Annotated in this window: 18 protein-coding genes and 1 pseudogene; 10 read left to right on the plus strand and 9 right to left on the minus strand. The window is 71.3% G+C overall.

Annotated elements, in window-relative coordinates:
• Positions 1-8 precede the first annotated feature (8 nt).
• From ACF07B_RS27785 to ACF07B_RS27800, 4 genes are all read left to right on the plus strand, one after another.
• Complete coding sequence (locus ACF07B_RS27785) at positions 9-422, plus strand: DUF742 domain-containing protein (protein ID WP_392180935.1); 414 nt, start codon at positions 9-11, stop codon at positions 420-422.
• 194 nt (positions 423-616) lie between these two features.
• Positions 617-1,222, plus strand: a complete 606-nt coding sequence (locus ACF07B_RS27790; RefSeq protein ID WP_392180936.1) for an ATP/GTP-binding protein — start codon at positions 617-619, stop codon at positions 1,220-1,222.
• 220 nt (positions 1,223-1,442) lie between these two features.
• On the plus strand, positions 1,443-1,856 hold the full coding sequence (locus ACF07B_RS27795) for a roadblock/LC7 domain-containing protein (RefSeq protein WP_392180937.1): 414 nt from the start codon (positions 1,443-1,445) through the stop codon (positions 1,854-1,856).
• A 127-nt stretch (positions 1,857-1,983) separates the two neighbouring features.
• Positions 1,984-3,045 (plus strand): DUF6397 family protein, encoded by a 1,062-nt coding sequence (locus ACF07B_RS27800; protein ID WP_392180938.1) that lies wholly within the window; start codon positions 1,984-1,986, stop codon positions 3,043-3,045.
• On the opposite strand, the gene ACF07B_RS27805 is transcribed toward ACF07B_RS27800, so the two are convergent.
• Together ACF07B_RS27805 and ACF07B_RS27810 are read right to left on the minus strand one after the other, a co-directional pair.
• Entirely contained in the window at positions 2,982-3,848 is an 867-nt protein-coding gene (locus ACF07B_RS27805) for an acyl-CoA thioesterase (RefSeq protein WP_392180939.1), read from the minus strand. The genes ACF07B_RS27800 and ACF07B_RS27805 overlap by 64 nt on opposite strands.
• A 19-nt stretch (positions 3,849-3,867) precedes the next feature.
• Positions 3,868-6,381 carry a DEAD/DEAH box helicase gene (locus ACF07B_RS27810; RefSeq protein ID WP_369479740.1) on the minus strand — a complete coding sequence of 838 codons (2,514 nt, stop codon included), beginning with the start codon at positions 6,379-6,381 and terminating at the stop codon, positions 3,868-3,870.
• A gap of 145 nt (positions 6,382-6,526) precedes the next feature.
• Between ACF07B_RS27810 and ACF07B_RS27815 the strand changes: the two genes are divergently transcribed.
• Entirely contained in the window at positions 6,527-7,321 is a 795-nt protein-coding gene (locus ACF07B_RS27815; RefSeq protein ID WP_369479738.1) for a metal-dependent hydrolase, read from the plus strand.
• 89 nt (positions 7,322-7,410) lie between these two features.
• Here ACF07B_RS27815 and ACF07B_RS27820 read toward each other — a convergent pair whose 3' ends face one another.
• The 4 genes from ACF07B_RS27820 to ACF07B_RS27835 all read right to left on the minus strand — a co-directional run bounded on the left by ACF07B_RS27820 (position 7,411) and on the right by ACF07B_RS27835 (position 12,409).
• Complete coding sequence (locus ACF07B_RS27820; protein WP_392180940.1) at positions 7,411-7,683, minus strand: type B 50S ribosomal protein L31; 273 nt, start codon at positions 7,681-7,683, stop codon at positions 7,411-7,413.
• A gap of 36 nt (positions 7,684-7,719) precedes the next feature.
• Positions 7,720-8,190 (minus strand): DUF5709 domain-containing protein, encoded by a 471-nt coding sequence (locus ACF07B_RS27825; RefSeq protein ID WP_326789264.1) that lies wholly within the window; start codon positions 8,188-8,190, stop codon positions 7,720-7,722.
• 458 nt (positions 8,191-8,648) lie between these two features.
• Entirely contained in the window at positions 8,649-10,544 is a 1,896-nt protein-coding gene (locus tag ACF07B_RS27830) for an ABC transporter ATP-binding protein (protein WP_392180941.1), read from the minus strand.
• Positions 10,541-12,409: an ABC transporter transmembrane domain-containing protein gene (locus tag ACF07B_RS27835; RefSeq protein ID WP_392180942.1), complete on the minus strand. Its 1,869-nt coding sequence runs from the start codon at positions 12,407-12,409 to the stop codon at positions 10,541-10,543. Before ACF07B_RS27835 ends, ACF07B_RS27830 begins: the two co-directional genes overlap by 4 nt.
• Before the next feature lie 218 nt (positions 12,410-12,627).
• Between ACF07B_RS27835 and ACF07B_RS27840 the strand changes: the two genes are divergently transcribed.
• Both ACF07B_RS27840 and ACF07B_RS27845 read left to right on the plus strand, forming a co-directional pair.
• Complete coding sequence (locus tag ACF07B_RS27840; protein ID WP_392180943.1) at positions 12,628-13,377, plus strand: L,D-transpeptidase family protein; 750 nt, start codon at positions 12,628-12,630, stop codon at positions 13,375-13,377.
• Positions 13,378-13,594: 217 nt separating this feature from the next.
• Entirely contained in the window at positions 13,595-15,244 is a 1,650-nt protein-coding gene (locus tag ACF07B_RS27845; RefSeq protein ID WP_392180944.1) for a peptide-N4-asparagine amidase, read from the plus strand.
• A gap of 82 nt (positions 15,245-15,326) precedes the next feature.
• Here the strand turns inward: ACF07B_RS27845 and ACF07B_RS27850 are convergent, their stop codons facing one another.
• Both ACF07B_RS27850 and ACF07B_RS27855 read right to left on the minus strand, forming a co-directional pair.
• A complete protein-coding gene (locus ACF07B_RS27850) occupies positions 15,327-18,272 on the minus strand; it encodes an FAD-binding and (Fe-S)-binding domain-containing protein (RefSeq protein ID WP_392180945.1) in 2,946 nt (981 codons plus the stop codon).
• Between the two features lie 321 nt (positions 18,273-18,593).
• Positions 18,594-19,049 (minus strand): MarR family transcriptional regulator, encoded by a 456-nt coding sequence (locus tag ACF07B_RS27855; RefSeq protein WP_351862670.1) that lies wholly within the window; start codon positions 19,047-19,049, stop codon positions 18,594-18,596.
• A gap of 114 nt (positions 19,050-19,163) precedes the next feature.
• On the opposite strand from ACF07B_RS27855, the gene ACF07B_RS27860 reads away from it, so the two are divergent.
• Both ACF07B_RS27860 and mltG read left to right on the plus strand, forming a co-directional pair.
• Positions 19,164-20,963: an ABC transporter ATP-binding protein gene (locus ACF07B_RS27860; protein WP_392180946.1), complete on the plus strand. Its 1,800-nt coding sequence runs from the start codon at positions 19,164-19,166 to the stop codon at positions 20,961-20,963.
• 44 nt (positions 20,964-21,007) lie between these two features.
• Positions 21,008-21,835, plus strand: a pseudogene (mltG, locus tag ACF07B_RS27865) (endolytic transglycosylase MltG); the annotation flags it as partial.
• Positions 21,836-22,084: 249 nt separating this feature from the next.
• Here mltG and ACF07B_RS27870 read toward each other — a convergent pair.
• Positions 22,085-23,158 (minus strand): NAD(P)-binding domain-containing protein, encoded by a 1,074-nt coding sequence (locus ACF07B_RS27870; protein ID WP_392180947.1) that lies wholly within the window; start codon positions 23,156-23,158, stop codon positions 22,085-22,087.
• A gap of 230 nt (positions 23,159-23,388) precedes the next feature.
• On the opposite strand from ACF07B_RS27870, the gene ACF07B_RS27875 reads away from it, so the two are divergent.
• Positions 23,389-23,811: a secondary thiamine-phosphate synthase enzyme YjbQ gene (locus ACF07B_RS27875; protein WP_369479728.1), complete on the plus strand. Its 423-nt coding sequence runs from the start codon at positions 23,389-23,391 to the stop codon at positions 23,809-23,811.
• The last annotated feature ends 48 nt before the right edge of the window (positions 23,812-23,859 follow it).

Genomic DNA, 23,859 nt, shown 5'->3' on the forward strand with positions numbered 1-23,859 from the left:
GTGAACAGATGACCGAGGACGCACCGGGTGCCCCGCAGTTGCCGGGCAGCCAGTGGTACGACCAGGAGGCGGGCCCGCTCGTCCGCCCCTACGCCGTGACGGGCGGGCGCACCAAAGCCGGTCCCGCCGGGGCGCGTTTCGATCTGATCGCCCTGGTCACGCTCGACAGGGCGGCGCCGGGAGCCGATGGGGACAGCTCCCTCGGCCCGGAGCACCGGAGCCTGGTCGAACTGTGCCGTGCCGAGACCCTGTCGGTCGCCGAACTGGCCGCCGGCACCGGTCTTCCCGTGGGCGTGGTCAGGGTGCTCCTGGGCGACCTCCTGGAACGCGGCTGTGTCACCGTCAGCCGTCCGGTGCCGCCCGCGCACCTGCCCGACGAACGCATCCTCCGCGAGGTGATCGAGGGGCTGAGGGCGCTCTAGGTGATGAACACCGGTCGGCACAACAGTCCTTCGCGCTCACTCCCGGGCACGGAACGGGCGTGTTCCGGTCACAAGGAGCAATGTGCGGTCCAAGCCCACCCCAGAGAGCCGTAGTTGTCATGATGCTGGCTTCGCTCTCCCGTACCAGACGCACCGATGCCGGCGGTCGCCGGCACTTCCGAGAGAAGTGATCCATGGTCTCCGAGCACTCCGACGCCGCAGGTGGCGATCCGACCGCCATGGCGCTGAAGATACTGGTCGCCGGCGGGTTCGGCGTGGGGAAGACCACGCTGGTGGGCGCGGTCAGTGAGATCCGGCCGCTGCGCACCGAGGAACTGCTGAGCGAGGCAGGGCGGTCCGTCGACAACACCGGCGGCGTGGGTCAGAAGATCACCACGACCGTGGCCATGGATTTCGGACGCATCACCATCCGGTCCGGGCTCTCGCTCTATCTCTTCGGAACCCCCGGCCAGGACCGCTTCTGGTTCCTGTGGGACGAACTGTCGACGGGCGCTCTGGGTGCTGTCGTCCTCGCCGACACCCGACGGCTCGAGGACTGTTTCCCGGCGGTGGACTACTTCGAGCACCGCCGGATTCCCTTCGTGGTGGCGGTCAACTGCTTCCCGGAGGCTCGTACGTACGGCGTCCAGGACGTCTCCCGCGCCCTCGACCTCGACCGAGGTACGCCGGTCGTCCTCTGTGACGCCCGCGACCGGGAGTCCGGCAAGGAGGTGCTGATCCGGCTCGTCGAATACGCGGGGAGGGCGCACACCGCCCGGCTGCTCGAATCCGTCAGCTGAGGCTGCCCGCCGTCCGCGGTGACGCCACCCGGCGCCACGGCACCTCGCACGGCTGCCCACGGCACGTCGCACGGCTGCCCCGTGGTGCCACGCTCGCGTCTGCTCGTCGGCCATCTTCTCTGCCATGCCATCCGTCCGCCTTGCCCGGAAGGCGGCAGTGGGGAAGGCTTGCAGGTCGAATCCTCCGGTCAGGGGGAACAGCACACGGGGAGACCGGATCATGGAACAGAACACGGGACTCGGCTGGTTGCTGGACGACCTCACCGAGCGCGTCGAGCACGTTCGGCATGCGCTGGTGCTGTCCAACGACGGGCTGGTGACGAGCGCGAGCACAGGGCTCCGACGCGAGGACGCGGAACACCTCGCCGCGGTCTCGTCGGGACTGCACAGCCTGGCCAAGGGCTCCGGCCGCCACTTCGGCGCCGGGCAGGTACGGCAGACGATGGTCGAGTTCGACGACGCGGTGCTCTTCGTCACCGCGGCCGGTTCGGGGAGCTGTCTGTCCGTCCTCAGCGGGGCGGAGGCGGACATCGGCCAGGTCGCCTACGAGATGACGTTGCTGGTGAACCGCGTCGGCGAACACCTTCGCGTGGACGCTCGCCGGCCCGAGGACCAGCCCGCCTCGGACCTCTGACCTGCTGAAACTGGGCCGCGGCTGAGGTTTTCCACAGGCTCACCACGATGTCCGACAAGCCGGATACGGTTTTTCCCGAGGCGAGCGCACACCGGCGCGAGCCTCCCACACCTCAGGGGAGACCGTCATGTCCGCGACCACCATCACCCAGTCCGCCACCCTCTCGCTCAGCCGGGCCGCACGGGAACTGGAGCTCAGGCGAGGCGAGTTCGACCTGGCCCTGCACCTCGGCTGTCTTCGCTCGGTTCCCGACGAGGGAGGCGGGGGACGCCGGATCACCCGCGCGGAGATCGACCGAGTGCGAGCGGAAGCCGGCTTCCCGGAGGCGCTGCGCGAGCGGGTGAAGGCCGTCGGCACCACGGAGGGCGCCGCCCTCGTGGGCGTGACGAACGCCCGCTTCACCCGCTTCGCCCGCCTGGGACTGGTGGTGCCGGTCAAGTTCTACCTCAACCGGTACAGGGTGGTCGTCTGGCTCTACCTCGCCGAGGAACTACGGCAGTTCGCGACCGACGAGCACAACGCGCCGCTGCTGAGCGGTCGTACACCGGAAGTCCTCCGGGACCAGCTGCGCGAAGGACTGGACCTTCGTCCCCGCAACTGGCGTGGCCGTCACCTGGGGTTCCTGCTGAGGCGGACGGAGGACCCCTGGGCCCGTGCCGCGGCGGTGGCGTCGCTGCTCGACCCCGTCCACGTGGCCGAGATCGTCAAGGATCCCTACGAGCGCGCCCATCTCAACCGCCTGCGGCCCGCGCCTGTTTCACAGGCTGCACCGGACTCGCCCGGAGCGCTGATCGCCGAACGCATCGCGACGGCGGACGACCCGGACGAGATCGGCTGGCTGAGGGCCGATCTGGGGCAGAGCGTTCTGGACGCCAGGGAAGACCGCCCCGCGCCCCGCCCGGCACCGGATCCCTCGACCGGCCCAGCTCCGGGCCGGGCGTACGCGTCGTCGCCGAGCCGGCCGACCGGGGCTCCACCGAAGGCCGCCCTGCCCTCACCGACCGGTGTTCCGCGCGCCGTACGAGAGCGCCTCACCGCCACGGAGGCCCCGCACACGCCGCCTGAGTCGGCGCGGTCGCGGAGGCTGCTCGCGTGGCTGCGCCGAAGGAGCCCGGACGAGTCCGCCTACAGCGCCCTGAAGAGTCCCTCCTGCACGACCGAGACGAGCAGGCGTCCTTCGAGGTCGTAGATGCGCCCGCGGGCCAGCCCACGGCCGCCCGTCGCGATCGGCGACTCCTGGTCGTACAGGAACCACTCGTCCGCGCGGAACGGCCGGTGGAACCACATGGCGTGGTCCAGCGACGCCATGTCGAACCCGCGCGGTCCCCACAGCGGCTCCACCGGGATGCGGACGGCGTCCAGCAGCGTCATGTCGCTCGCGTAGGTGAGAGCACAGGTGTGCACGAGCGGGTCGTCACCCAGCGGCCCGACAGCACGCATCCATACGGCGCTGCGCGGCTCGGCGTCCTTGGTCTCCTCGGGCGTCCAGCGCAGCCGGTCCACATAGCGGATGTCGAACGGCTGGCGCCGCGCCATGCGTTCCAGCGTTTCGGGCAGAGCGCCCAGATGCTCCTTGATCTCCTGCGTCACCGTCGGCAGGGACTCGGGATCCGGCACCTCGCGGGCCGGCGGCAACTGGTGCTCGAAGCTCCCTTCCTCGGGCTTGTGAAAGGAGGCGGTCAGATTGAAGATCGTGCGGCCCTGCTGCACGGCGGTGACGCGCCGTGTGGTGAACGACCGTCCGTCCCGCACCCGTTCGACCTGGTACACGATCGGGACGCCGGGCCGGCCCGGACGCAGGAAGTACGCGTGCAACGAATGCACCGGCCGGCCGCCCTCCGTGGTGCGGCCGGCGGCGACCAGCGCCTGGCCCGCGACCTGGCCGCCGAAGACCCGTTGCAGCGACTCCTGCGGGCTGCGGCCGCGGAAGATGTTGACCTCGATCTGCTCCAGGTCGAGCAGGTCGACGAGCCTCTCGGCTGGGTTCGTCATCGGTGGGATTCTCCTGTGCTCACAGCTGTCCGACGTCGGTGACCTTGACGATGGCACGGCCCTCGGCGTCCGAGGCCGTGAGGTCGACCTCCGCGCTGATGCCCCAGTCGTGGTCGCCGTTCGGGTCCGCGAAGGTCTGACGGACGCGCCACAGACCGTTCTGCGGCTCCTCCACGATCGACAGCAGCTTGGGGCCACGGGCGTCGGGACCGGTCCCGAGGTCTTCGTACTCGTCCCAGTACTTGTCCATCGCCTCGCCCCACGCGTCGGCGTCCCATCCGGAGTCGCCGTCCAGCGCGCCGAGTTCGCCGACGTTGTCCAGAGCGGCCAGCTCGACCCTGCGGAACATCGCGTTGCGGACGAGGACACGGAAGGCCCGGGCGTTCGAGGTGACCGGCTTGACCTGGTCGGCCTTCTCCTGAGCCTCCTCGGCCGTCATCACCTCGGGGTTGGCGAGCTGTTCCCACTCGTCGAGCAGGCTGGAGTCGACCTGTCGCACCATTTCGCCCAGCCAGGCGATCAGGTCCTCCAGGTCCTCGGACTTGAGGTCGTCCGGGACGGTGTGCTCAAGGGCCTTGTAGGCGCTGGCCAGGTAGCGCAGGACGATGCCCTCGGTGCGAGCGAGCTCGTAGAAGGAGACGAACTCCGTGAAGGACATGGCCCGTTCGTACATGTCACGGATGACGGACTTCGGCGACAGCGGGTGGTCGCCGACCCACGGATGGCTCTTGCGGTAGGTGTTGTACGCGTGGAAGAGCAGTTCCTCCAGCGGCTTGGGGTACGTCACGTCCTGGAGCCGCTCCATGCGCTCCTCGTACTCGACGCCGTCGGACTTCATCGCGGCCACGGCCTCGCCACGGGCCTTGTTCTGCTGGGCCGCGAGGATCTGCCGCGGTTCGTCCAGCGTGGACTCCACGACGGACACCATGTCCAGGGCGTACGACGGGGAATCGGGGTCCAGCAGGTCGAAGGCGGCGAGCGCGAACGTCGACAGGGGCTGGTTGAGCGCGAAGTCCTGCTGGAGATCGACGGTGAGCCGCACGATACGGCCCGTCGGGTCGGGCTCGTCGAGCTTCTCCACGATGCCGCCGTCGAGCAGCGAGCGGTAGATCGCGATGGCCCGGCGGATGTGCCGCAGCTGCTGCTTGCGCGGCTCGTGATTGTCCTCCAGCAGATGCCGCATCGCCTCGAAGGCGTTGCCGGGCCGTGCGATCACCGAGAGCAGCATCGTGTGCGTCACGCGGAAGCGCGAGGTCAGCGGCTCGGGATCGGAGGAGATCAGCTTCTCGAAGGTGTTGTCGGTCCAGCCCACGAAGCCCTCGGGAGCCTTCTTGCGCACCACCTTGCGGCGCTTCTTCGGGTCGTCGCCCGCCTTGGCGAGCGACTTCTCGTTCTCGATGACGTGCTCCGGCGCCTGACCGACGACGTAGCCCGCCGTGTCGTAGCCCGCGCGTCCGGCCCGGCCGGCGATCTGGTGGAACTCGCGGGCGCGCAGCGTGCGCACCCGGGTGCCGTCGTACTTGGTCAGCGCGGTGAACAGCACGGTGCGGATGGGCACGTTGACACCGACACCGAGGGTGTCCGTACCGCAGATGACCTTCAGGAGACCGGCCTGCGCCAGCTTCTCCACCAGCCGCCGGTACTTGGGCAGCATGCCGGCGTGGTGCACACCGATCCCATGACGTACGTAGCGCGAGAGGTTCTGGCCGAACTTGGTGGTGAACCGGAAATTGCCGATCAGGTCGGCGATTCGGTCCTTCTCCTCACGCGTGCACATGTTGATGCTCATCAGCGCCTGCGCCCGTTCCACGGCCTGCGCCTGGGTGAAGTGCACGATGTAGACCGGGGCCTGCTTGGTGGCGAGCAGTTCGGTGAGGGTCTCCGTCAGCGGAGTGAGCACGTACTCGTAGGAGAGCGGGACGGGCCGGGTCGCGGAGCGGACCACGGCCGTGGGGCGGCCGGTGCGGCGCGTGAGGTCCTTCTCGAACATCGAGACGTCGCCGAGGGTCGCCGACATCAGGATGAACTGCGCCTGGGGAAGTTCCAGGATGGGGATCTGCCAAGCCCAGCCCCGGTCGCCCTCGGCGTAGAAGTGGAACTCGTCCATGACGACCTGGCCGACGTCGGCGTGCTTGCCGTCCCTGAGCGCGATGGACGCCAGGACCTCGGCGGTGCAGCAGATCACCGGAGCGTCGGCGTTCACGGAGGCGTCGCCGGTGAGCATGCCGACGTTCTCGGTGCCGAACATCTTGCACAGCTCGAAGAACTTCTCCGAGACGAGCGCCTTGATCGGCGCCGTGTAGAAGGTGACCTCGTCCCGGGCGAGCGCGGCGAAGTGCGCGCCCGCGGCGATCATGCTCTTGCCCGAGCCGGTGGGCGTCGAGACGATCACGTTCGCACCCGAGACAACCTCGATCAGCGCCTCCTCCTGATGGGGGTAGAGGGTGAGACCGCGTTCCCCGGCCCACGACTCGAAGGCTTCGTAGAGGGCGTCGGGGTCTGCGGTCTTCGGCAGCTGATCGATAAGGGTCACGCCCCCATCTTGCCTGTCGATGCACGCGATGGGGGAATCGGATGTTCGGGGAAAGATCACGACCGCTACGCTGTGGCGCCGGTGACGCGTCAGCGTGCACGGGCAACTGGACAGCGTTGCAAGAGGAATGGGGCGGGGAACGGCCATGATGGGACCAGCACACTCACTGTCGGGGGCCGCGGCCTGGCTCGGCGTCGGAGCCGCTGCAGCCGCGGCCGGCCATGCGATGCCTTGGCCGGTCCTGCTCGTCGGCGCCCTGATCTGCGCGGGCGCCGCTCTCGCCCCGGACCTGGACCACAAGGCCGCCACGATCTCCAATGCCTTCGGACCGGTGTCACGGAGGATGTGCGAGATCGTCGACAAGCTCTCCTACGCCGCCTACAAGGGGACCCGGAAGGCGGGCGACCCCCGGCGCAGCGGCGGGCACCGCACACTGACGCACACCTGGGTGTGGGCGGTGGCGATCGGATCGGGCACGGCGGTGCTGGCGATCACCTGCGGTCGCTGGGCGGTCCTCGGCATCCTCTTCGTGCACATGGTGCTCGCCATCGAGGGTCTGCTGTGGCGGGCCGCCCGCGGTTCGAGCAGCAACGTCCTGGTCTGGCTGCTCGCCGCGACGACCTCGTGGATCCTCGCGCAGACCCTGGACAAGCCGGGCAACGGCTCGGACTGGCTGTTCGCGGCGCCGGGCCAGGAGTACTTGTGGCTCGGGCTGCCGGTCATCCTCGGTGCCCTGGTGCACGACATCGGGGACGCGCTGACGGTCTCCGGCTGCCCGATCCTTTGGCCCATCCCGGTCGGCCGCAAGCGCTGGTACCCGATAGGCCCGCCCAAGGTGATGCGCTTCCGCGCGGGCAGCTGGGTCGAGCTCAAGGTGCTGACGCCGGTGTTCATGCTGCTGGGCGCCGTGGGCTGCGCGGCCGCGCTGAACTTCATCTGAGTCCAGCGCCGCCCGGACCGCGCCGCCGTCGCGCGACTCCTTCGCGGCCGTACCGGCGCCCGTGGCTGCACGCGGGGCGCCGGTCACGGTCAGCCGTCGCCCCCTGCGCCGGTCCCCTGGTCACCACCGAAACGCCGCTCGAACTGGGCGATGCGGCCCTCGGAGTCCACCGTGCGGGCCTTGCCCGTGTAGAAGGGATGACTCTCGGAGGAGATCTCGACGTCCACGACCGGGTAGGTCTCGCCGTCGTCCCAGTCGATGGTCCGGTCGCTCGTGGCGGTGGAGCGGGTGAGGAAGGCGTATCCGGCGGCGCGGTCGCGGAACACCACGGGGCGGTAGTCGGGCTGCTTGTCCTGCTGCATGGCGACTCCTTGGGGGAGAGGCGGGACGCGGGCCGGTCAGCCGGACACGGCGTCCTCGTCGACGATGTGCATCGCGGCTTCCTCCGCCGAGGCCGCGGCGCCGTCGATGCCGATGTCCGTGGCGATGAGCCCGCTCTCCTCGTCCTCGTGCGCGCCTTCGTTCGGGGCCACCAGCCGGCCGGAGCGCAGGGCACCCACCTCGTTGTCGAGGGGCTCTCCGTCGGTGCCCTCGCAGTCGCCGATGCCGTCCCCGTCGGATCCGGCGATGTCGGGTAGCTCGTCGGCGAGGCGCTCGTCCAGGGTCTCGCCCGCCCGGCGCTCCGAGGCGGTCACCCCACGGTGCTCCACCGCCCACGGCCGCTCCGGTGGGGACCAGCCGCGGTCGAGGGGGTCACTCACGCCGTCCGTCACCAGTGTGTCCTCGGCGTCGAGAAGGCCCGCGTCGTCCTGTACCTCGGATCCGTCGGGCTGGTAGACGTCGTCTCCCCATCCGTCGGCGCTGTCCACGGGTACCTCCAGGGGGTGCGGACGGGACCGGAGCCGCCGTGTTCGACGGCGGGCGCGCGGACCCGAGGACACAGTCGTTGCTCCCCGCGAACCGGTTGGTTCACGGGAGTCCCCCGAGCGGGTGCCCACGTCCAGCCTTCCACCCCCCTTCGGCACCGCGCAACGCCACAGGCGCCGACCAGCGGCGTCGCGAGGACCGGCACCCCGCCACGCGGCCCCTCGTGGGGCGCTCGGAGGACGGCCGTGCCCTCGTCCCCGCGAGTGGCGGAAGCCGCGCCGGAGCGGGCCTGTGCACAGTGAACGTGGGAACGGACCGGTGCGACGCCGGTCGCATGGCCCGGCCGACCGGGCCGCCCCGACTGCCCGGGCCGCCACCCGTCCCACGCGTCGCGGGCAGGTGGTACCGCTCGGTACCCGGCCCGTGCGCGCGGGCGGGTCGCCCGGGCCGAGTACCCCGCTCACCCGTGCCAGGACCTCCACAGCGCCGCGTACGCGCCGTCCGCGGCGACCAGTTGTTCGTGGCTGCCGAGTTCGCTGATGCGGCCGTTCTCGACCACGGCGATGACGTCCGCGTCATGAGCGGTGTGGAGGCGGTGGGCGATGGCGACGACGGTGCGGCCGTCGAGGACGCGGGCCAGCGAGCGTTCCAGATGGCGGGCCGCCCGCGGGTCCAGCAGCGAGGTCGCCTCGTCCAGGACCAGGGTGTGCGGGTCGGCCAGGACCAGCCGGGCCAGCGCGATCTGCTGGGCCTGGGCCGGCGTGAGCGCGAACCCGCCCGAGCCGACCTCGGTGTCCAGACCGTCGTCCAGCGCGCGTGCCCAGCCGGTCGCGTCGACCGCGCCGAGAGCCGCCCACAGCCGGGCGTCCACGGAGGCGGCGCCGTCGCCCGGAGCCTCGGCACCAGCACCAGCACCAGCACCAGTGCCGGCAGCGACCGGAGCCTGCTTCTGAGCCTGATCCTGCTCGTCGTCCTGGTGCTGCCGGGAGTGGGGGACGGCGAGCAGCAGGTTGTCGCGCAGGGAGCCCACGAACACATGGTGCTCCTGGTTGACCAGAGCCACGTGCGCCCGGACCTCCTCGGCGGGCATCCGGGACAGCTCGGCGCCGCCGAGGGTGATCCGGCCGTCCCGGGGCGCGTAGATGCCGGCGAGCAGCCTGCCCAGGGTGGACTTCCCCGCGCCGGACGGGCCGACCAGGGCGATCCGCGTGCCGGGCGGCACCGCCAGGGAGACCTCCCGCAGCACGTCCACCCCGGCGCGGTAGCCGAAGTGCACCCGGTCCGCGTGGACGTCGCGTCCCTCCGGCTTCACGCCCGGGTCGCCCGCGTCCGGCTCGATGTCCCGGACACCGACCAGCCGCGCCAGCGAGACCTGGGCGACCTGGAGCTCGTCGTACCAGCGCAGGATCAGTCCCACCGGGTCGACGAGCATCTGGGCGATCAGCGCACCCGTCGTCAGCTGGCCCACCCCGATCCAGCCCTGCAGAGCGAGCCACCCGCCGATCATCAGGACCGAGCAGAGCACCGTGACATGCGTGATGTTGACGACCGGGAAGAGAACCGACCGCAGCCAGAGCGTGTAGCGCTCCCACGCCGTCCATTCCCGGACCCGGCGGTCCGACAGCTCGATGCGGCTCCTGTCCAGACGGTGCGCCTCGATCGTGCGCCCGGCGTCGACCGTCTCGGCGAGGACCGCGGCGACGGCGGCGTAGCCGGCCGCCTCCGAGCGGTAGGCGGCGGGTGCCCGCTTGAAGTACCAGCGGCAGCCCATCACCAGCACCGGAACGGCGACCAGGACGGCGGGGGCGAGTACGGGGGCGGTCACGGCGAGTCCGCCGAGCAGCAGCGCCGCCCACACGACACCGATGGCCAGCTGTGGGACGGCCTCGCGCATCGCGTTGGCGAGCCGGTCGATGTCGGTGGTGATGCGGGACAGCAGGTCGCCCGTCCCAGCCCGTTCCAGGACGCCGGGCGGCAGACCGACCGACCGCACGAGGAAGTCCTCGCGCAGATCCGCCAGCATCCGCTCTCCGAGCGTGGCACCACGCAGCCGCACCTGCCGGACGAACACGGCCTGGACGACGAGCGCGACGACGAAGAGGGCGGAGGTGGTCTCCAGGTGGAGGTCGTCCGCGTGGTCCGTCACGCGTTCGACGACCGAGCCCAGCAGATAGGGCCCGGCCATCGAGGCCACGACGGCCACGGTGTTGACGGCGACCAGGAGCAGGAAGGCCCTGCGGTGCCGTCGGAACAGTTCGGTCACGTAGGCGCGTACGGTCGCGGGCGCGCCGACGGGCAAGGTGTTCGCCGTCGTCGGGGCGGCCGGGTCGTACGCGGGTGGCGCCACGCCGATCATGCGGTCTCCTCGATCTCTTCCAGTACGCCGTCGAGAACGGCCTCGTCGTCCACGGTCACCGCGCCGAGCGGGGTCCGGTCCGCCGCTTCCGCGGCGGCCTCCTCCTCGGTCTCGCGGGTCACCACGGCCCGGTACCGCGGTTCGCTGTGCACCAGTTCGCGGTGCACGCCGACCGCGACGACCTCGCCCTCATGGACCAGGACGACCCGGTCCGCGTGGTCCAGGAGCAGCGGTGAGGAGGTGAAGACCACCGTCGTGCGTCCGGCGCGCAGGGAGCGCACTCCGTCCGCGATCCGGGCCTCGGTGTGTGAGTCGACCGCGGACGTCGGCTCGTCCAGGACGAGTACCTCCGGGTCCGTGATCAGGGACCGGGCCAGCGCGAGCCGCTGGCGCTGGCCCCCGGACAGGGAGCGGCCGCGTTCGGTGACGCGGGCGTCCAACGGATCCTCGGTGTCGAGCGAGCCCTGGGTGAGCGCGTCCAGCACGTCGCCGCACTGGGCCGCGGACAGGGCCGCCTCGGCGCTCACGAGACCCGAGGCGGGCACGTCGAGCAGCTCGCGCAAGGAGCCCGACAGCAGCACCGGGTCCTTGTCCTGGACGAGGACGGCGGTGCGGGCGCACTCCAGGGGCAACTCGTCCAGCGGGACGCCCCCGAGGACCACCGAGGTGCTTCCCGGCACGCCCTCGTCGCGAGCCACCTCACCCTGCTGGGAGGCGTGGCCCCCGAGACGCTCGGCCAGCAGCCCCGCCGCGTCCGGGTCCCCGCACACCACGGCGGTGAACCTGCCCTCGGGAGCGAGCAGACCGGTCACCGGGTCGTACAGATCGCCTCCAGGCACCTCGGCGGCGCGTGAGCCGCCGCTGTCCATGGCCCGTTCCAGAGACAGCACCCGGGCGGCTCGCCTGGCCGACGGACGCGAGAAGGAGTAGGCCATCGCGATCTCTTCGAAATGCCGCAAAGGGTACGTAAGAAGCATGACGGCGCTGTACACGGTGACCAGTTCACCGACCGTGATCCGGCCTTCCCGGGCCAGCTGCACACCGCGCCAGACGACGGCGATCATCAGCAGACCGGGCAGCAGCACCTGGATCGCCGAGATCACCGCCCACATGCGCGCGCTGCGCACGGCGGCCCGGCGCACCTCCTGGGAGGCGCGGCGGTAGCGGTCGAGGAAGAGCTCCTCGCCGCCGATGCCGCGCAGTACCCGCAAGCCCGCCACGGTGTCGGAGGCCAGCTCGGTCGCGCGGCCCGCCTTCTCCCGCTGGAAGTCGGCGCGCCGGGTGGCGTGGGGCAGCAGCGGCAGTACGGCCACCGCCAGCACGGGCACGCCCACGGCGACGATCACACCCAGGGCCGGCTGGTAGACGACCAGGGCCACGCAGACCACCACAACCGTCACGGCGGCGGCCGAGAACCGCGACACGCCCTCCACGAACCAGCCGATCTTCTCGACGTCGCCGGTGGAGACCGCGACCACCTCACCCGCCGCGACGCGCCGCGTGAGCGCGGAGCCCAGCAGTGCGGTTCTGCGGGCCAGCAGTTGCTGGACGCGCGCGGCCGCGGTGATCCAGTTGGTGACCGCGGTGCGGTGGAGCATGAGTTCGCCGAGGGCGATGCACACGCCGCACACCGCCATCAGCGCGCCGGTCAGGGCGAGCCGGGTGCCGGAGTGGTCGACGACGGACTGGACGGCCAGACCGACGCAGAACGGCAGCGCGGAGACGGCCAGGAAGTGCAGCAGACCCCAGGCCAGGGCCTTGAACTGTCCGCCGAGCTGATTCCGCCCGAGCCACCACAGGAATCGGGGACCTGAGCGCGCGTCGGGCACACCCGGGTCGGGATACGGAAGGTCTTGGATCTGCATGACGTCCCAGTGGCTCGTGTCAGGCGATGGAGGGTGCTCCGGATTCGGCAGCCGTCAGGCCGGGGGCCGACAGCAAACCGTGAAAGGTTCGCGTCGCGGCGTGGTCGAAAGCAAACGGTTTTCCGCCCCGCCGCAGGGAACGGGACCGCGGCGACCGCGACTGGCCGGAACGGGAGGGAAGGGCGATTCGCCCGATACGTGGTGCGAGGATGGACGGCATGCGAAAGAACGGTGCGACGCGTACGGGGCTCGCGGTCATGGTCTGCGGAGCCGTCGCGGTCACTCTCTCGGCCTGCGGCGGCGTGGACGGCGGAAGCGGCAGCGCCGCGAAGGACCGCGCGGGAACCCGCGGCGCGGTCGCTCGTACGAGTGCGCCCGCGGTCGACCCGACACGCATCCCCGACGTGGGAGACCGGCTCCAGCGGCGGATCCCGTCGGACTCCGGCCAGGTGCTGGCGGTGTACGGCGAGGGCGAGGACTCCGCGGAATCCACGGCCGTGCTGTACACGAAGTCCGGCACGGCCTGGGAGAAGACGCGCAGTTGGGCGGCGCACAACGGGACGAAGGGCTGGACCACCGACCATCATGAGGGTGACAAACGCAGCCCCGTCGGTGTGTTCACGCTCAGCGACGCCGGCGGCGTGCTCGACGACCCGGGCTCCCGGCTGCCGTACACACAGTCGGAGACGTTCCAGGCGCCGCACGACTGGGCGAAGTCGTACTGGCACGACTTCGACTACGTCATCGCCATCGATTACAACCGTCTCAAGGGCAATCCGCCGGACGATCCGACCCGCCCCTGGGGTGAGGAGAAGGGCGGCGGTATCTGGCTGCACATGGACCACGGCAGCGGCACGTCGGCGTGCGTGAGCCTGTCCGAGCAGGCCATGAAGTACCTGCTGCGCACACTCGACCCGGAACAGCACCCCGTGGTGGTGATGGGGGACAAGGCGGATCTGAAGGCCTAGGCCGTGTCCGCAAAGTCGCGCCTGCCCGGCGTCCGGGCGAACGACGCGACTTTGCGGACACGACCTAGGCCGACAGGCCCTGACGGTCCGGCTGTCCGGGAGTTCGGGAGTCCGGTGGTCCGGCGTGCCCCGGCCGCGCCTCTGGGCCCACGGGTGGTGGCCGGGGGGCGTCGGTGCGCCATTGCGGCCGGCTCGACCGCCCCGTAGAACACCGCACATGAATAGACCGGTCATCATGTCCATGCTCGCCGGCGTGATCCTCGTGGCGAGCGCCCTCCTCGGGGCGGGCCCGGCACCGGCGGCCACCGCGTCCGCCGCGGCTCGCGCGTCCGCCGCCTCCACCGCGCCCGTCGCCCGATCGTCCGACGTGCCCGCCGAGTTCGGCAGTGACTGGCACGACCCCGTCACCGCCGCCCCGCCCGTCGCCAGGCCGTCCGCGCCCTCGTGTGAAGTCACGGTCGCCGAGGCACAGTTCCGCGACTTCACGCCCTACACGGGTACGTACACCCCGCCGTCGGGCTGCGGCGACCGCTGGAGCAAGGTCGTGCTCCGGCTCGAAGGCAAGGTCAAGGGGCGCCAGTTCGACCGCCTCGGCTATCTGCACGTCGGCGGGGTCGAGATTCTCCGTACGTCCACCCCGGAGCCGTCGCCCGACGGGATCGAGTGGTCCGTCGAGACGGATGTGACGCGCTACAGCGACACGTTCCGGCGGAGCCACGACGTCGAGATGCTGATCGGGAACGTCGTCGACGACACGTACACCGGAGTTCTCGACGTCAAGGCCACGCTGACGTTCTACACGGGCAGGCCCGCCGTGACCCCCGACCGTGTCCTGACCCTCAAGGACGGCACCCTGACCACCCCGCGCAACAGCGAGCGCGTGATCGCCGAGGTGTACGCGACCGGGTCCGGCGGTGGCTGTGAAGAGGTCTGGTATCTGACGGTCCCCGACGCGGCACCGTATTCCTGCAAGGCGGACAACGGTCCCTACCGCGAGGTGCAGATCGAGGTCGACGGCCGACTCGCCGGTATCGCCGAACCGTTCCCCACCGTGTGGACCGGGGGCTGGTCCAATCCCTTCCTCTGGTACGTGATCCCGGGGCCCCGCGCCTTCGCCGTCAGGCCCGTCGAGTACGACCTGACCCCGTTCGCCGGACTGCTCAACGACGGGCTCCCGCACCGGATCGACGTCTCCGTCGTCGGCGTTCCCGAAGGGCAGCCGGGCTGGAGCCTGCCCGTCAACGTGCTGGTCCGGCAGGACACACGGCGCGACCATGTGAGCGGTGCGCTCCTGCGGGCCGAGGAAGGCGATCTCGCCGACTCCTCGACGTACACACCCGGTTCGGAGCACCGCGTCGACACCGCGGGAGGGCACCGGCTGACGGTCGCCGGGTACCTCGACACCTCGCACGGCAGGGTGGTGACGACGGTCGGCCGCACCCTCGCGACCGACTCCACGCACCGCTGGACCGAGGGGGAGAACACGGACGGCCTCGAGGCGACGTGGACCGACGACGAGGTGGTGACGGTCGACGGACGCGGACCCGCCACGACGACGCGCACCCGGCGCACGTACACGATGGACGGCACGACGACCCTCGGCGCGGACGACCGGCTGCGGACCGTGCTGACGCTCGGCGACCGGGCCGCCGTGACCGAGGAGTCGGGCGGCCGGCCCACCACGTGGTCACGGCTCGACGACACCTACACGGGCGACGCCACGTACACGGCCGGCGTGCCGCGCGACCAGCGTCACGCGGTCGCCACGACGAGTGAGCGCTACCGGCGGTACGGTTCGGCCGGCTGCTACGACCGCTCCCTGGTCACCGTGCAGGGCACGCTCACGCGGGACCGCACCCGCTGCTGAGTCCGGGCGGCGGGGCCGACGGCAGGGGCGACGAACTCGGGCCGCAGGGGCGAGCACGAGGAACGGACGCGGGCCGGCCGGGTCATGGGGACCGGTCGGCCCGTCCGGCGCCGGGGCACGTCGCGTGCTCCAGCGCCAGGAGCGCGGAGTAGTAGTCGCGGCCCGTCGCATGGTCCATGCCCACCTCGCACATGCGGTTGGCCGACAGATGCGCGTCGAAGTCGCGGGAGGTCACGAACGCAGCCTCCTGCCGGGTGGCCGACTCGGTGAGTTCCCTGTGGAGCATGCCGCGGTCGCCCGCGAAGGCGCAGCACCCGGCGTCGTCGGGCACCACCACCTCGTCCGCGCACGCCTCGGCCACGGCGCGCAGGTGTGCCTCGTCGCCCAAGTGCCGCATCGAGCAAGTCGGGTGGAGGACCGCGGAGCCCAGGGTGCGCTCCACGGTGAGGTGGGGGAGGAGTTCCTCCGCAGCCCACACCAGTGAGTCGACGACCAGCAGCTCGGCGTGCAAGTCCCGGTTGTCCGGGGTCAGATACGGAACGACCTCGCGCGCGATGCCGAGCGTGCACGACGAGGCGTCCACGACGAGCGGCAGTCTGCCGCCGGCGGTCCAGCCCCAGGCCGCCTCGACGACGCGGTTGGCCATCACGGCGTCGCCCGCGTCGTACCCCTTGGAGTGCCAGATCGTCGCGCAGCACGTCCCCCGCACGTCGTCCGGAATCCACACCGGCTTTCCCGCGCGTGCGGAGACCGCGACGACGGCACGCGCGAGCGATACGTCCCCCGGACCACCGAAGATGCGGTTGACGCAGGCCGGGTAGTAGACGGCGGCGGCCCCCACGCGCGCCGTGCGAGGCAAGGCGGAGGGGGCGGCTCCGGGCATCCGCGGCAGCCACTCGGGCACGAGATCGGGGCGTACGGCCTTGCGGACCGCCCGCGTCACGGCGTTCACCCGCCGGTCGCCGATCCGGTCCGCGACGGCGACGGCCAGCCGCGCGGAGGCTTCGAGCACGCGGAAGTGCCGCGCGGCCAGCGCTGCCGCTTTCTCCTCGCGCGGGGTGTGCCGGGTGTGCCGGAACGTCTTCATCAGGGCGCCCGTGTCGATGCCGACGGGGCAGGCCAGCTTGCAGGTCGAGTCGCCCGCGCAGGTGTCCACGGCGTCGTACCCGTACGCCTCCAGGAGCCCGTTCTCGACCGGCGAGCCCTCGGGCTGGCGCATCATCTCGCGGCGCAGCACGATCCGTTGGCGCGGTGTCGTCGTCACGTCCTGGCTGGGGCAGGTCGGTTCGCAGAAGCCGCACTCGATGCACGGGTCGGCGATCGCCTCGACCCGCGGGATCGTCTTCAGGCCCCGTAGGTGCGCACGCGGATCGCGGTCGAGCACGACGCGCGGCGCGAGCACGCCGTCCGGATCGACCAGCCGTTTCGTGCGCCACATCAACTCCGTCGCCCTGGGCCCCCATTCGAGCTCCAGGAAGGGGGCGATATTGCGCCCGGTGGCGTGTTCGGCCTTGAGCGAGCCGTCGAAGCGTTCCACCGTGAGCCGGCAGAACGCGTCCATGAACGCGGCGTACCGTTCCACGTCGGCGGGCCTGGACGCGTCGAAGGCCAGCAGAAAGTGCAGATTTCCGTGGGCGGCGTGGCCCGCGACGGCGGCGTCGAAGCCGTGCCGGGTCTGGAGTTCCAGCAGCGCCTCGCAGGCCTCGGCGAGCCGCTCGGGCGGTACCGCGAAGTCCTCCGTGATCAGCGTCGTACCGGAGGGGCGCGCTCCGCCGACCGCCGTCACGAACGCCTTGCGGGCCTTCCAGTAACCGGCGACGGTCCGCGGGTCCCGGGTGAGGGTGTTCGTCACCGAGGGCACGGGGGACACCAGGGGAATCCCCTCCAGCACCGCCCGGGCCCGCTCCTCGTACGCCTCCTGGGTGGCCTCGTCCGGGGCGCGGAACTCGACGAGCAGAGCGGTCGTCGGGCCCGGCAGGCCGGCCCAGTCCCCGGGCACCCCCTCGACGGCCACCGAGGCACGCAGGGTGTTGCCGTCCATCAGCTCGACGGCCGAGGCGCCCGCCGCGGTGAACAGGGGCACGGCGGCGGCCGCGGCCGGCAGCGAGCCGAAGAAGAGCAGCCCGGCGGACACCCTGCGGTCCAGCGGCAGCGTGCCGAAGACGACCTCCGAGATGAAGCCGAGCGTGCCCTGCGATCCGACCATCAGACCGCGCAGGATCCCGACGGGCGTCGAGCCGTCCAGGAAGGCGTCCAGGCGGTAGCCGTTGGTGTTCTTGATCGTGTACTTGGCGCGGATCCGGCCGACCAGCCCGGCGTCCGCCTCGATCTCCGCCTTGAGCTCCATGAGTCCGGCGCACAGGGCCGGTTCCGCCCGCGCCAGCCGCTCGTCGGCGTCCGGTTCGGCCGTGTCCACGACCGTGCCGGACGGCAGGACGAACGTGAGCGAGGCGAGGGTGGCGTAGGAGTTGCGGGTGGTGCCCGCGGTCATGCCGGAGGCGTTGTTCGCGACCACGCCGCCGACCGTGCAGGCGACCGCGCTCGCCGGATCGGGGCCGAGCACGCGCCCGTGCCGGGCGAGCGCGGCGTTGACGCGGGCGACGGTCGTGCCCGGAGCGATCCGGACCCGCGCTCCGCCGTCGAGAACCTCGACGCCCGTCCAGTGCCGACGGACGTCGACGAGGATGTCCTCGCCCTGTGCCTGGCCGTTGAGCGAGGTCCCGGCCGCCCGGAACACCACCTCGCGGCCCTCGCCGTGGGCGTACGAGAGCACCGCCGAGACGTCGTCGATGTCCTCGGGGACCACGACGACCCGCGGCACGAAGCGGTAGGGGCTGGCGTCGGACGCGTAGCGCACGAGGTCGGAGATCCCGGTCAGCACCTTCTCGCGGCCGAGCAGGGCGGTCAGGTCGCCGCGCAGCGGCTCGGGAGTCCCCCCGGCCCGGTCGTCGGGCACCCGGTCGGCCGCCGGGACCTCGGGGCGCGCGTCGGGGCGAAGGGCGTCGGGATCGGGCTCCAGCAGCGGCATCGCGGACCACTCCTCACACGCTCGGCCGGCCGGCGGCGGCGCGGGATGCCGTGCCCGACCGGCGCGGGACCGCCCACTCCGCCCGGAGCCGGCTGAGCCGCCTCAGTGGCGACGCGCCGCCCCGGGTCGGCTGGGCCGCCTGAGCGGTGGCACACCGCCCCAAGCCGGCTGAGCCGCCTCAGTGGCGACGCACCGCCCCAAGCCGGCTGAGCCGCCTCAGTGGCGACGCACCGCCCCAAGCGGGCTGAGCCGCCTCAGTGGCGACGCACCGCCCCAAGCGGGCTGAGCCGCCTCAGTGGCGACGCACCGCCCCGGTCAGGCTCAGCACCGGTGTTCCACCCTCGGCATGCCGTCCACCAGCGTGTCCAGCAACCCGCCGAGCACCTCGCGCTGCTCGTCCGTCAATGGAGCCAGGATCTCCTCCGCGGCGCCGCGGCGCGCGGCGCGCAGCTCGCGCAGCGCCTTGCGCCCCTCGTCCGTGACCTCGATACGGATCACCCGACGGTTGGTGGGATCGGGTGCCCGGCGCACCTTGCCGCTCGCCTCCAGGCCGTCCACCAGCGTGGTCACGGCACGCGGCACCACTTCGAGGCGCTCCGCGAGATCGGCCATACGGGGAGGCGACGCGTAGTGCGCGAGGGTACGCAGGAGCCGGGACTGGGCCGGGGTGATGCCCAGCTCGCGCTGCTCCAGATGGCGCTTCTGGATGCGGTGCACGCGGCGCGTCAGACGCAGCAGCTGCTCGGCGAGCAGGCCGTCGGCATCGGGGGTGGTCATGCGGGAACAATATCAGGATGCCGTTCATTGTGAGTATAGGTAACAATGAGCTAGGGTCCGTCAGTCGTCGGATCCTCACCGGTGTCCCTGTCGTCCCGTTTCCCTAGGAGTCCATTGCGCCCCGAACCGTCCACCTGGAGCCCCCCACCTGCCGACAGCCAACAGCCACGGCAGGTGCGCCGCATCCTGAGTCTCTTCCGGCCCTACCGAGGCCGCCTCGCGATCGTCGGCCTGCTGGTCGGCGCCGCGTCCCTCGTGGGCGTCGCCACGCCCTTCCTGCTGAAGGCGATCCTGGACACCGCGATCCCCCAGGGGCGTACGGGTCTGCTGACCCTGCTCGCCCTCGGCATGATCGCGAGCGCCGTCCTGAGCGGTGTCTTCGGCGTCCTGCAGACGCTGATCTCCACGACCGTCGGCCAGCGTGTGATGCACGACCTGCGCACCGCGGTCTACGGCCGCCTCCAGCGCATGTCGCTCGCCTTCTTCACCAGGACGCGCACGGGCGAGGTCCAGTCCCGCATCGCCAACGACATCGGCGGCATGCAGGCGACCGTCACGTCCACCGCCACGTCGCTGGTCTCCAACCTCACCAGTGTGGTCGCCACGATCGTGGCGATGGTGGCCCTGGACTGGCGTCTGACCGTCGTCTCGCTGGTCCTGCTGCCGGTGTTCGTGTGGATCAGCCGCCGCGTCGGCGACGAACGCAAGAGGATCACCACCCAGCGCCAGAAGCAGATGGCGGCGATGGCCGCCACCGTCACCGAATCGCTCTCCGTCAGCGGCATCCTGCTCGGGCGCACCATGGGCCGGGCCGACTCGCTGACGAAGTCGTTCGCGGAGGAGTCCGAGGGCCTCGTCGACCTGGAGGTGAGGTCGAACATGGCGGGACGCTGGCGCATGTCCGTCATCGGCATCGTCATGGCCGCCATGCCCGCCTTCATCTACTGGACCGCGGGCGTGGCCCTTCAGCTCGGCGGCCCCACCATATCGATCGGCACACTGGTCGCCTTCGTGTCGCTCCAGCAGGGCCTGTTCCGGCCGACGGTCAGCCTGCTGTCCACGGGTGTGCAGATCCAGACCTCGCTCGCGCTGTTCCAGCGCATCTTCGAGTACCTCGACCTGCCCATCGACATCACCGAGCCCGAGCGGCCCGTCCACCTCGACCAGGTCAAGGGCGAGATCCGCTTCGAGGACGTCGAGTTCCGTTACGACGACAAGGGCACCCCGATCCTCGACGGCATCGACATCACCGTCCCGGCCGGCGGCAGCCTCGCCGTCGTCGGTCCGACCGGCTCCGGAAAGTCGACGCTCAGCTATCTGGTGCCCCGGCTGTACGACGTCACGGGCGGGCGGGTCACCCTCGACGGGGTCGACGTCCGGGACCTCGACTTCGACACCCTCGCGCGCGCGGTCGGCGTCGTCTCCCAGGAGACGTACCTCTTCCACGCCTCGGTCGCCGAGAACCTGCGCTTCGCCAAGCCGGACGCCACCGACGAGGAGCTGCACACGGCGGCGCGGGCGGCCCAGATCCACGACCACATCGCGTCGCTGCCCGACGGGTACGACACGGTCGTCGGTGAACGCGGTCACCGGTTCTCCGGCGGTGAGAAGCAGCGCCTCGCCATCGCCCGCACGATCCTGCGCGATCCGCCCGTGCTCATCCTCGACGAGGCGACCAGCGCCCTGGACACCCGCACGGAACATGCCGTCCAGGAGGCCATCGACGCCCTGTCGGCCAACCGCACCACGCTCGCCATCGCGCACCGGCTGTCCACGATCCGCGGCGCCGACCAGATCGTCGTCCTCGACTCGGGCCGCGCGGTCGAGCGTGGCACGCACGAGGAGTTGCTGGCGGGGGAGGGGCGCTATGCCGCTCTCGTCCACCGGGACGCCCAACTGGCGCCGACAAGATGACGATATGCCGGGTTTGTGGCCAATAGCGCGTTACCGTGCCCGTTATGCAGATGAACACTCCGCCACGGAGCACGATTCGACTGACGCGCCGGGGCCGGGTCGCCCTCATCGCGACCGGCGCCGTCGTGGCGGCCACCGCCGTGGCGGTGCCGCTGCTGAGCATGGGAGACGACGACGCCCGCCCGACGTCGCTCGTCGTTCCGGAGGGCTGGCGCTCCGGACAGGTCTACGCCGCCGTCGACAAGGCCCTCCGGGTTCCCGCGGGAACCACCAAGAAGTCCCTGGCGAAAGCCCACCTCAAACTTCCGAACGACGCCAGGGGCAACCCCGAGGGCTATCTCTTCCCGGCGACGTATCCGATCGGCGAGAAGGCGACTCCGGAGTCCCTGCTGACGTTCATGGTCGACACCGCGAACAAGAGGTTCAACGGGGCGCCGATCGCCGCAGGCGCGCAGCGCAACGCGATGAACGTGTATCAGGCGGTCACCGTCGCGAGCATCGTGCAGGCGGAGGCGGCGACCCGGACGGACATGGGCAAGGTGGCCAGGGTCGTCTACAACCGCCTGGCGCGCGGAATGCCGTTGCAGATGGACTCGACCATCAACTACGCGCTGAACCGCTCCACGCTGAACACCAGCGAGGCGGACACCAGGCTCAACAGCCCGTACAACTCCTATCGGCGCATGGGCCTGCCGCCCACGCCGATCGCCAACCCCGGCGAGGAGGCGATGCGCGTCGCGGTCAACCCGCCGCAGGGCGACTGGCTGTACTTCGTCACGGTCAAGCCGGGCGACACGCGCTTCACGGCCAGCTACGAGGAACACCAGCGCAACGTGGCCGAGTTCAACCGGCGGCACCGCAAGAGCGCGTCCCCCACGGCCACCTCAGCCACCGCGCCCACTTCGGCCACCTCGTCCAAGCTCCCCCGGGCGGCCTCTCCCGCGGTCACGTCCCCGGCCTCTCCCGCGGTCACACCCGAGACCTCTGAAGCAGCCCCTCCCGTGGCGTCTCCCGCGCTCACGCCCGAGACCTCCGCAGCAGTCCCTCCTGCGGCTTCTCCCGCGGGCACGTCGGCGGTGACTCCCACGGTCATTCCCACGAACTGACCGGCGTACGGGGCATCACACGGCGACCGGCGTGGTCGCCAGCAGCTGCCTGATGTCCCGTACGGCGGCCCGCCCGGCCCGGTTGGCGCCGATGGTGCTCGCGGAGGGGCCGTAGCCGACCAGGTGGATCCGCGGGTCGGCGACCACGCTCGTTCCCTCGACCCGGATGCCGCCACCCCGCTCGCGCAGCCGCAGCGGAGCCAGATGATCGATGGCCGCCCGGAACCCGGTCGCCCACAGGATTACGTCCGCTTCCACACGCGTACCGTCCGCCCACTCCACACCGTCCGGGGTGATCCGGTCGAACATCGGCCGCCGGTCCAGCACGCCGTCGGCCAGCGCCTGGCGGATCGCGTCGTTCAGCGGCAGCCCGGTGACCGAGACCACGCTCCGTGGCGGCAGCCCCTGCCGGACCCGCTCCTCGACGAGAGCGACGGCCGCCCGCCCGAACTCCTCGGTGAAGGGACCCTCGCGGAAGACCGGGGGGCGCCGGGTGACCCAGGTGGTCCCGGCCGCGTGGGCGGCGATCTCCATCAGATGCTGGGTCCCGGAGGCCCCACCGCCCACGACGACCACGCGCCGCCCGGCGAACCACTCGGGACCCGGATACAGCGCCGTGTGCAACTGCCGCCCGCGGAAGCTCTCCTGGCCCGGATAGCGAGGCCAGAACGGGCGGTCCCAGGTACCCGTCGCGTTGATCAGCGCCCGCGTCGACCACGTACGGTCACGGGCTTCCACGAGCAGCCGGCCGCCGGTCCCCTCCCTGACGGTCCTGACGTCGACCGGCCTTCGCACCCGCAGGTCGAAGGCGCGTTCGTAGGCGGCGAAGTACGCGGAGACGACCTCGGAGGAGGGGCGGTCCGGGTCCGCGTCCGTGAGGTCCATGCCGGGCAGGGAGTGCATCCCGTGCACGTTGCCGTAGGTCAGCGACGGCCAGCGGAACTGCCAGGCTCCGCCCGGGTGCGGCGCGTGGTCGAGCACGACGAAGTCACGCTCGGGCTCGAAGCCCGTGCGCCGCAGGTGGTAGGCGGCCGCCAGACCGGCCTGACCGGCCCCGACGACGACCACTTCGACCTCACGCGTGCTCACCCCGGTGTTGTTCACGCTTGTACGAACCGGACCGAGGTCCGGGATCTTCCCGTCGGGAACCCCGCTGTGAGCCACCTGACGAACGAACCCTGCCGTCAGCCGTCAGCCGTCAGCCGCAGGTCGCGAGCCGCGCGCCGCGTGTGGCAGGCCACCGCCGGCCGGTCGTCCACGTCCGGCGCCGAGCGCTGTCGCCGCAAGCCGGGAGCCCCCGTATGGGAGAGGATTGAGGCATGTCCGATGCCTTCACCACGCAGGTCCTGAACATCTCCTCCGGTTCGTCGGAGAGGGTCGTCGACCTCACCCGCGACTGCGAGGCCTTCCTCCGCGAGGTCGCGGCGGGCCGTGACGGCCTCCTGAACGTCTTCGTCCCGCACGCCACCGCCGGAATCGCCATCATCGAGACCGGCGCGGGCAGCGACGAAGACCTCCTCACCGCGCTGCACGCCCTGCTCCCCGCGGACGACCGCTGGCAGCACCGTCACGGCAGCCCCGGGCACGGCCGTGACCACGTCCTCCCCGCCATCGTCCCGCCGCACGCGACCCTGCCGGTGGTGGACGGGGCTCTGGAGCTGGGGACATGGCAGTCGGTGTGCCTCGTGGACACGAACCGGGACAACCCGAATCGCCAGGTGCGGCTGAGTTTCCTGGGCTGAGCGGTCGGTCCTGACGGCCGTTCCTGATGCCTGCCCCGGACGGTTGCC

Source organism: Streptomyces sp. NPDC015532 (assembly GCF_043078065.1).
Lineage (GTDB): Bacteria > Actinomycetota > Actinomycetes > Streptomycetales > Streptomycetaceae > Streptomyces.

Excerpts from the sequence above, each read along its gene's own strand:
- ACF07B_RS27790 (WP_392180936.1), top strand. The coding sequence starts at position 617 with ATGGTCTCCGAGCACTCCGACGCCGCAGGTGGCGATCCGACCGCCATG.
- ACF07B_RS27795 (WP_392180937.1), top strand. The coding sequence starts at position 1,443 with ATGGAACAGAACACGGGACTCGGCTGGTTGCTGGACGACCTCACCGAG.
- ACF07B_RS27835 (WP_392180942.1), bottom strand. The coding sequence starts at position 12,409 with ATGCAGATCCAAGACCTTCCGTATCCCGACCCGGGTGTGCCCGACGCG.
- ACF07B_RS27815 (WP_369479738.1), top strand. The coding sequence starts at position 6,527 with ATGATGGGACCAGCACACTCACTGTCGGGGGCCGCGGCCTGGCTCGGC.
- ACF07B_RS27830 (WP_392180941.1), bottom strand. The coding sequence starts at position 10,544 with ATGATCGGCGTGGCGCCACCCGCGTACGACCCGGCCGCCCCGACGACG.
- ACF07B_RS27855 (WP_351862670.1), bottom strand. The coding sequence starts at position 19,049 with ATGACCACCCCCGATGCCGACGGCCTGCTCGCCGAGCAGCTGCTGCGT.
- ACF07B_RS27800 (WP_392180938.1), top strand. The coding sequence starts at position 1,984 with ATGTCCGCGACCACCATCACCCAGTCCGCCACCCTCTCGCTCAGCCGG.
- ACF07B_RS27875 (WP_369479728.1), top strand. The coding sequence starts at position 23,389 with ATGTCCGATGCCTTCACCACGCAGGTCCTGAACATCTCCTCCGGTTCG.
- ACF07B_RS27840 (WP_392180943.1), top strand. The coding sequence starts at position 12,628 with ATGCGAAAGAACGGTGCGACGCGTACGGGGCTCGCGGTCATGGTCTGC.
- ACF07B_RS27785 (WP_392180935.1), top strand. The coding sequence starts at position 9 with ATGACCGAGGACGCACCGGGTGCCCCGCAGTTGCCGGGCAGCCAGTGG.
- ACF07B_RS27820 (WP_392180940.1), bottom strand. The coding sequence starts at position 7,683 with ATGCAGCAGGACAAGCAGCCCGACTACCGCCCCGTGGTGTTCCGCGAC.
- ACF07B_RS27805 (WP_392180939.1), bottom strand. The coding sequence starts at position 3,848 with ATGACGAACCCAGCCGAGAGGCTCGTCGACCTGCTCGACCTGGAGCAG.
- ACF07B_RS27845 (WP_392180944.1), top strand. The coding sequence starts at position 13,595 with ATGAATAGACCGGTCATCATGTCCATGCTCGCCGGCGTGATCCTCGTG.
- ACF07B_RS27850 (WP_392180945.1), bottom strand. The coding sequence starts at position 18,272 with ATGCCGCTGCTGGAGCCCGATCCCGACGCCCTTCGCCCCGACGCGCGC.